A 5,976-nucleotide genomic window follows, 5' to 3' on the forward strand; every position below is an offset into this window, starting at 1 on the left:
ATCCACCGCAATCGCAGGAAAGCCAGCTCCCACATCTGCTCCGTATTTCAATTCAGGGTTTGCGCTGAAAGTGCAGCTCCACCTCCAACCCCCCACCCTCGCGATTACTCAAAATCAGCCGCCCTCCATGCGCACGAGCAATGGTGTGCGCAATGCTCAACCCCAGCCCATACCCGCCCGTCTCGGCATTGCGTGAACCTTCCACTCGATAAAACGGCTCCATCACCTGCTCCAGCTGTTCCTGGGGAATCCCGGGGCCACGGTCACTGATGACGATCTTCAAACTGTCCGCCTGGTCCTCGACCCGCACCACCACCTCACAGCCATAGCGCACTGCGTTTTCCAGCAGGTTCTGCACGCATCGCTTGAGGCTGCGGGCGTACCCCGGCAACGGCTGCCTCGCGCGGCCGACAATCGTCACGCTGTCACCCACATCCTCCAAGTCGGCCTGCAAGCTCTGCAGCAAGGCATTGATGTCGATGTTCTGCCGCGTCTCGTTGATTTCGCCGCTGCTGACAAAGTCCAGCGTGCTGGCAACCATGTGCTCCATTTCCTCCAGGTCGCTGCGAAAGCGCTCCTTGGTGCGGGTGTCTTCGAGCATCTCGGTGCGCAGGCGCAGGCGTGTGATCGGTGAGCGCAAGTCGTGGGAAATCGCCGCGAGAAAACGCGTGCGCTCGGCTATGTTGGCGATCAGTCGCTGCTGCATCGCGTTAAACGCCTGGGCCGCACGGCGCACTTCCGTGGGGCCATCCACTGAGAGCGGCGGGCGCTGGATGTCCCGGCCCAACGCCTCGGCGGCCTTGGCCAAGGCATTCAGCGGGCGAATCGCCAAGCGAACCGCGACCAGCGCAATCACCACCAGCACCAGCACCCGCAACAAGTAGATGCGCATCACGTAGTCGAAAAACAGGTCCAGCGGCGAAGTGCTGGTCCAGCCCTGTTCTTCACTGGCGTCGACCTGCAACCAGCGGCCATCGGGCAAGCGCAGGTCAATCAGGAATTGCCCCACCACCGGTTTGGAACTGAGCAAGGTCGACAGGCCAGCGGTTTGCCCCTCTGCGTCTACCAACGACAGGCGCAACAGGATCAGCGTTTGTGCATAACCGGTTTTCTCCGACAGCACCTTCTTGATCAGCCGCTCGGTGGGCCGGTCACTGTCGGTAAGGGTGCTGGGTGTGGTGCTGGCCTGATCACTCAATGTCAGCTGGAAATGCGGCGTATTGAGCAGCTTGATCAGTTGGTCGGCTTGCTGCGGGTCGCTGTGCACCAGGCGCACCACGTCTGCCAGCCGGGTGGCGATCAGCCGCGCAGGAATTTCCAGTACCTGCCCGTGGCGCCGGTCGTACCAGATGCTGCTGGTCAGCGCCTGGGCCGCGAGCATGCCGCTGACCAGAATCAGCACCAGGCGCCCGAACAGCGAACGCGGCAGCAGTCTCACGAGCCCGGCACCACATCGTCGGCGGTGAGCATGTAGCCCTCGTTGCGCACGGTCTTGATCAGGCCCGCCGGCAGTTGCGAGCGCAGGCGGCTGACGCACACATCGATGGAGCGGTCGAACGGCGTGCTGTCCTTGTCGAACACGTGGTTGAGCAGAAAGTCGCGGCTCAACGGGCGATTGGGGTGCTGCAACAACAGGCGCAACACGCGGTAATCCGAGTTGCCCAAGCTGACCACCACGCCTTCGGGCGTCAATAATTGCCGCGCCCGCGTGTCGAGTTGCCAGCCGGCAAAGCGAATGCTCGGTGCCTCGTCCAGCCGTGCGCGGTCCGGAAAGCTCTGCACCCGGCGCAGCACCACCTTGATACGCACCAGCAACTCCCGGGGGTCGAACGGCTTGGGCAGGTAGTCGTCGGCGCCGATTTCCAGGCCAACAATACGGTCGATCAGCGAGCCTTTGGCGGTGAGCATCACCACCGGCGTGTTGGAACTCACGCGCAGCTCCCGACACAGGCTCAGGCCGTCTTCGCCGGGCAGCATCAGGTCGAGCACGATCAGGTCAATGACATTCAGCGCCAGGCGGCGGCGCATTTCCTTGCCGTCAGCGGCTGTGGACACCTGGAAACCGGCGTCACTGAGGTAGTCGCAGAGCAGTTGGCGGATTTGCGGGTCGTCATCGACGATCAACAAGTGGTCTTGCTTGGCCATGGGCAGTCAATCCGAAAAACTCAAAACGCAGGAGATAGCCGAAAGCTCAGCCAGCAGTACGCGCAAATGTAATGGAATGTTGTAGGAAACGATAATCACGCATCAGCGATACAAAGCCAGGGCATGGCAGGCGAAATCGCTCTTTAGACTACCGAACCTAAATGAGAGTAATTGTAATTTAGACTCGGAAGTAGCCCATGTCACTGCCCACACCGCACCGCCACACCTTGCACACGACCCTGGCGCCGATGTTCGGTTTTCTCGCTGCCGGCAGCGTTGCACCGACAGCCTGGGCTGATACCACAGCCGCCACGTCCAGTGATTCAGTGGTGAGCCTGCCGGAAATCAAGGTCGACGGCGAAGCCACCTCCACCTTCAAGGTCGACCGGGTGACCTCGGCCAAGATCAGCCAGCCACTGCTCGATGCCCCGCAAAGCGTGACCATCGTGCCGCAGCAAGTGCTCAAGGAGCAGAACGCGCAGACCTTGCAGGAAGTGCTGCGCAACGTGCCGGGCATCACCTTCATGTCCGGTGAAGGCAACCTGGGCTGGGGCGACCTGTTTTCGATTCGCGGGTTTTCGTCCGAGCAGAGCCTGACCGTCGATGGCGTGCGCGATGCCGGCATGTCGACCCGCACCGACACCTTCAACCTGCAACAGGCCGAAGTGTTCAAGGGCACCGGCTCCATCGAGTCTGGCGTTTCCGCCGTGGGCGGCAGCGTCAACCTGGTCAGCAAGGAGGCGCACCTGGGCGACGCCAACAAAGTCGCTGCGGGCATCGGCACCGACAGCTACCGACGCCTCACCGCTGACTTGAACAAACAAATCAACGACACCACCGCCGTGCGCATCAACCTGATGAAGCACTACAACCAGGTGGCCGAGCGCGACGACGTGGACTATGACCGCTGGGGCATCGCCACCTCGTTCGGCTTCGGCCTGGGCACCGACACACGCTTCTTCGTCGACACCTTCTACCAGAAAGACACCAACACCCCGGACGGCGGCGTACCGATCCAACGCGGCACCGACGGCCACCGCATGCCCGGCGTCAAACGCTCCAACTGGTACGGCGACTCCAGCCTTTATACGCAGGAGAACGAAACCACCTCGCTGACCGCTCGCTTCGAGCATGACGTTGACTGGAACGACGCCCACCTGCGCAACCAGACCCGCTGGGAACGCAGCGACAACTTCGCCGTGCTGTCGCCGGCACGCTTCTTCGCCGCCGATTCCAGCGGTAAAAAAACCTGCACCGGCGCCCGCTGTGCGACCTTGGGCTACACCGGTGTAGGGCCAATCATCCAAGTGCCGGGCAGCACGGTGAATGCCTACACCGACTACGTGAACAACAGCAACACCGGCTACGGCATCCTGCGCGGCAGCGATTTCGGCCTGTCCAAGCGCTACACCATCCTCGACAACCAGACCGACTTCAGCTTCTCGCTCAACACCGGCGGCCTGCAACACGCTGTCGTCTCGGGCCTTGAGTTCTATCACGAGACCTACGGCGGCCTGAAACGCAACGCCCAAGTGCCGGCCGGCGACATGTTCTTCGACATGAGCGACCCCAGCCATAGCTTCGCCAGCACTTACGTCACCAAAGGCGAAGGCGACCCGCGTTCGGTGATCGACAACGCCGGCATCTACTTGGGTGACACCGTCACCCTCAACGAACAATGGCAAGTCCTCGGCTCGCTGCGCTACGACAACTGGCGCGCCCAGACCACCCAGCGTGGCCAGGCCGACATCAGCAGCACCGATGGTGCCGTCAGCGGCCGCGTCGGCGCGGTGTACAAACCGTTGCCCAACGGCAGCGTCTACGTGTCCTACAGCGAGGCGGCGCAACCGTCGGCGCTGGGCGCGTCCACCAATAACCAGATCTACGGCGCGGCCAGCACCAGCAACTACAGCCCGGCCAAATCGAAAACCTATGAGCTGGGCACCAAGTGGGACATTGCCCACGACATGCTCAACGTCACCGCGGCGATCTTCCGCACCGAACTGGACAATGCCTGGGAATACCAGGACGGCGAATCCGCGCCGGTGCGCGCCCTGCCTGCCAAACGCGTAGACGGCGTCGAACTCGGCCTGCAAGGCAACATCACCCCGCGCTGGACCGCCTACACCGGTTTCTCGGCGCTCAAGAGCACCCAGACCAAGGGCATCAACAAAGGCGCGGAAGCCAAGAACGTCCCCGACCTGACCGCCAACCTGTGGACCACCTACGCCGTCACCGACGCCCTGAGCCTGAGCTACGGCGAGCAATACGTCGGCCGTCGCCGCTACAGCGACAACAAATACGTGGGCGGGCTGAACAACAACAGCAGCTACGCCAACGGCCCGTCCGGGGTCAACTCCATCTACGTGCGAGACAACGAAAAAGCCCCGGGCTACTGGCTGAGCAACGTGGCCGCGCAATACAAGGTGAACAAGGACACCACGGTCAACCTCAACCTGAACAACGTGTTTAACACCTTCTACTACAGCCAAGTCGGTGCGTCCCTCGACGGCTTCCAGCTGTACGGCATCCCCGGTGCCGGGCGCACCCTCACCGCCAGTGTCGACTATGAATTCTGATTTCCCCTCACCCGGAGTCCTTTGCATGCTCAAGCCCCGTAACGCGCTGAAACTCGGCGTGCTGTTCGCCGCCCTGCTCCTCGGCCACGCCGAGACCGCCGCCGCCCACGAAGTCACCGACGTGCTGGGCCGCAAGGTCGACGTGAAGGACGACGTCAAACGTGTAGTGCTCGGCGAAGGCCGCTTGATTTCGGCATTTGCCTTGCTCGACAAAGACGCGCCGTTCCAGCGCATCGTCGGCTGGCAGAACGATTTGAAGCTGCTCGATCAACACACCTATAACGCCTATGTGGCGAAATTTCCGACAGTGAAAGACATCCCGCTGATCGGCCAGGCGTCGGAACAAAGCGTCAGCGCCGAGGAAATTCTCTCGCTCAAACCCGACCTCGCCGTGTTCAGCATCTCCGGGCATGGCCCGACCGAGCACAGCCCGGTGGCTGACGTACTGGCCAAGGCCGGCATCCCGGTGTTGTTCGTCGACTTCCGCATCAACCCGGTGCAGGGCACCCACACCAGCATGCAGGCACTGGGTGAGGCATTGGGCCGGGAAACCCAAGCCAAGGCGTTCCTGGATTTCTATGACCAGCACATCAAGGTCATCACCGACGCCGTCGCCACCCTCCCCGCCGGCCCGCGCCCAAGCGTGTTCCTTGAACTGCTGGCCGGGGCCTGGCAGGCACCGGGGCACACCACCGGCAAAAGCGGCATGGGCGAAGTGATCAAGCTGGTCGGCGGGCGCAATATCGCCGCCGACGTGGTACCGGGTGCGTTGGGGGATATCAGTGTCGAGTACGCATTGAAGGCCGACCCGGATGTGTACGTCGCAACCGGCAACCACGCGCCGGGCCTGATCCTGGGCGCGGGCGTTGGCACCGATGAAGCCCGCGAGGCGTTCGACCGCGTGTTGGCGCGCCCGGAATTCGCCAACCTTCGTGCCATCCGCGAAGGCAATTCCCACGGCCTGTGGCATGACTTCTACAACTCGCCGTACAACCTGCTGGCGATTGAAGCGTTGGCCAAGTGGGTGCACCCGCAGTTGTTCGCCACACTCGACCCGCAGGCGACCATGGAACAGATCAACCAGCAGTTCCTGGGGATGCCGTTGCAGGGCGCCTACTGGATTGACAGCAAAACCAAGTAACGCCAATTCCCCTGTAGAAACCGGGTAACCCTGTGGGAGCTGGCTTGCCTGCGATAGCGATGTATCAGTCACCGAATGAGTCAACTGACACACCGCTATCGCAGGCAAGCC

At 62.2% G+C, this 5,976-nt stretch carries 4 protein-coding genes; 2 read left to right on the forward strand and 2 right to left on the reverse strand.

The window, feature by feature from the left end; translation table 11 throughout:
- Positions 1 to 52: 52 nt before the first annotated feature.
- On the reverse strand, positions 53 to 1,438 hold the full coding sequence (locus WBB95_RS08370; protein WP_424487150.1) for an ATP-binding protein: 1,386 nt from the start codon (positions 1,436 to 1,438) through the stop codon (positions 53 to 55).
- Complete coding sequence (locus tag WBB95_RS08375) at positions 1,435 to 2,145, reverse strand: response regulator (RefSeq protein ID WP_424487151.1); 711 nt, start codon at positions 2,143 to 2,145, stop codon at positions 1,435 to 1,437. The genes WBB95_RS08370 and WBB95_RS08375 overlap by 4 nt, the downstream gene beginning before the upstream one ends.
- 197 nt (positions 2,146 to 2,342) lie before the next feature.
- Between WBB95_RS08375 and WBB95_RS08380 the strand changes: the two genes are divergently transcribed.
- Complete coding sequence (locus WBB95_RS08380; protein ID WP_424487152.1) at positions 2,343 to 4,724, forward strand: TonB-dependent receptor; 2,382 nt, start codon at positions 2,343 to 2,345, stop codon at positions 4,722 to 4,724.
- A gap of 25 nt (positions 4,725 to 4,749) precedes the next feature.
- On the forward strand, positions 4,750 to 5,865 hold the full coding sequence (locus WBB95_RS08385; RefSeq protein WP_424487153.1) for an ABC transporter substrate-binding protein: 1,116 nt from the start codon (positions 4,750 to 4,752) through the stop codon (positions 5,863 to 5,865).
- Positions 5,866 to 5,976 lie beyond the last annotated feature (111 nt).

Source organism: Pseudomonas sp., assembly GCF_049645325.1.
In the GTDB taxonomy this organism is placed as follows: domain Bacteria; phylum Pseudomonadota; class Gammaproteobacteria; order Pseudomonadales; family Pseudomonadaceae; genus Aquipseudomonas.

Coding starts and splice junctions, on each gene's coding strand:
- WBB95_RS08375 (WP_424487151.1), bottom strand. CDS start 2,145: ATGGCCAAGCAAGACCACTTGTTGATCGTCGATGACGACCCGCAAATC.
- WBB95_RS08380 (WP_424487152.1), top strand. CDS start 2,343: ATGTCACTGCCCACACCGCACCGCCACACCTTGCACACGACCCTGGCG.
- WBB95_RS08385 (WP_424487153.1), top strand. CDS start 4,750: ATGCTCAAGCCCCGTAACGCGCTGAAACTCGGCGTGCTGTTCGCCGCC.